Annotated in this window: 1 protein-coding gene; it reads right to left on the bottom strand. The window is 62.7% G+C overall.

The window, feature by feature from the left end; translation table 11 throughout:
* Positions 1 to 112 precede the first annotated feature (112 nt).
* Positions 113 to 1372 (bottom strand): group II intron reverse transcriptase/maturase, encoded by a 1260-nt coding sequence (ltrA, locus tag AB0D14_RS44900; protein WP_362791307.1) that lies wholly within the window; start codon positions 1370 to 1372, stop codon positions 113 to 115.
* Positions 1373 to 1973 lie beyond the last annotated feature (601 nt).

The raw sequence follows: 1973 nt of genomic DNA, 5'->3' as shown, positions 1-1973 counted from the left end.
CGGGCGGTGGTGGAGTCCACGCTGCCGAGTAGCCGAGGGGAATCTCACCCCTCGGCTCTCACAGAACGGAGCGTGACAATCTCTCGTCACTCCGCTCTTGTCGCTCTGATCATCAGGCCAGCACGGCGTCCGCCGTCACGCGCCAGTGCGCGAACATGCGGGGGTATCGCTGAGCGATCTCCCGCATCTTCGCGATGGCCTTCCGCTTGCCCGCGAGCCGTTTGTACTTCTGGCGGATCCAACGCACCAAGTAGGCATTGATGCGCATCACGAGGGAGCGCAACTCCCAGGGCCGGAAACGGCCGTAGTAGTTGAGCCAGCCGGCCACCACAGGATTGATCCTGCGGGCGAGCTCGTTGAAGGACAGATCCGAGCGGGTGTGCAGGTGCCAGGAACGCACCTCCCGCCCCATCTTCTTCAGGGCGTCCTTGCTGACCGCCGGATTGAACGACAGGAACTGTGTTCCGTGCCGGTTCCGGCTTCGCCTGGCGCGGAACGTGAATCCTAGGAACGTGAACGACGTGTGCTCGTAGGAGCCTCGGCGTTTTCCGTCCCGGCAGTACACGATCCTGGTCTTGGCCGGGTGCAGTTGCAGTCCGACCTCGGCCATCCTGTCCGAGAGCGCGGCCAGCACCTGTCGGGCCTCACGCTCGGAGACGCAGTGCACGACCGCGTCATCCGCATACCGTTCGAACCAGACGGCCGGGAACTCCCGGGCCATCCAGGTGTCAAACGCGTAGTGCAGGAACAGGTTCGCCAAAACGGGAGATACCGGGGCCCCTTGGGATGTCCCGCACTCCCGCTCCAGCAGGGAGCCGTCGGGCATGGCGAGCGGGGCAGCGAGCCACCGCCGCACATACAACTTCACCCAAACGGCGTCAGTGTGCCTTTCCACCGCCTTGACCAGCAGGTCCCAGGGCACGCTGTCGAAGAACTTGGCGATGTCGAACTCCACCACCCAGTCCCTCTTCCAGCAACGCTCCCGGCATTTCTCCACCGCATCCAAGGCAGACCGTCCTGGTCGGTATCCGAAGCTGTCCGGATGGAAAACATGCTCCACCCGTCGCATCAGGTGCCGGGCCACCACGGTTTGCGCCACCCGGTCGGCGACAGCGGGAATGCCGAGCATCCTCGTGCCACCACCATTCGGCTTCGGAATAGGAACTGCGCGCACCGGAGGCGGAAAGTATGAGCCCGACGACATACGATTCCAGACCTTATAAAGGTTGCTCTTCAGGTCTTTCTCGAAGTCGGCGAGACTCTGTCCATCCACCCCTGGGGCGCCTCTGTTCGCCCTGACTTCCTCCCACGCCTCCTTGACTTCCCACTTCGAAATATCAAACGGCTTGGCCTGTGACTTCAACTGGCCCATCGGACTCCTCCCGGACACCGTCCGGTTGATGCGATCAACACAGTCACGAACGACCCGGCCCCTTCGCTCCACTCCCATTACAGGGGCTTCGCCACTACTACGAGCCGGTCCGCCAGCACGCCCCGCGTCGGTACTCGACCCCTCACAGTTTCCGCTGCTTGGGGCACTCCCTCTCGCCCACCGCTACTGGTGGGCAGTGTCGGAGCCTGCCTTCTCCTGTTCCGTGCGGAAGCCGCAGACCGGACTCACGTCGCCTACATGCCGGACACCACCTGGCCAATAGGCGGGCACCCGCCAGGCTCATCCCGGGATTCTGGTCACACCCCGGTTTTGATGTCGTCTGGTTGTCTTTCGACACGTCAGCAGCGATTCACTTGCGTTCGTCTTTCCGGTCCCCACTTGACGCCTCTCACGACGCCTTTTCCTCATCGCTCACCACGACAGTCGTCAGCTAACGCAGCATGAGGCAGTTTGGAGCCTCCCCCCGCAGGGCGGCTCCGAAGGGCCACAAAACCTTCATCTCCCCCACAGCACCATTTCCAGAAGCTGCCCTACAACCAACTCCTATTCATGTTCAGGACACAAGACCAGGGACAAGTCC

The organism is Streptomyces sp. NPDC048484 (genome assembly GCF_040651415.1).
Lineage (GTDB): Bacteria > Actinomycetota > Actinomycetes > Streptomycetales > Streptomycetaceae > Streptomyces.
This window is presented reverse-complemented; position numbering and strand designations above follow the sequence as displayed.

Coding starts and splice junctions, on each gene's coding strand:
- ltrA (WP_362791307.1), bottom strand. CDS start 1,372: ATGGGCCAGTTGAAGTCACAGGCCAAGCCGTTTGATATTTCGAAGTGG.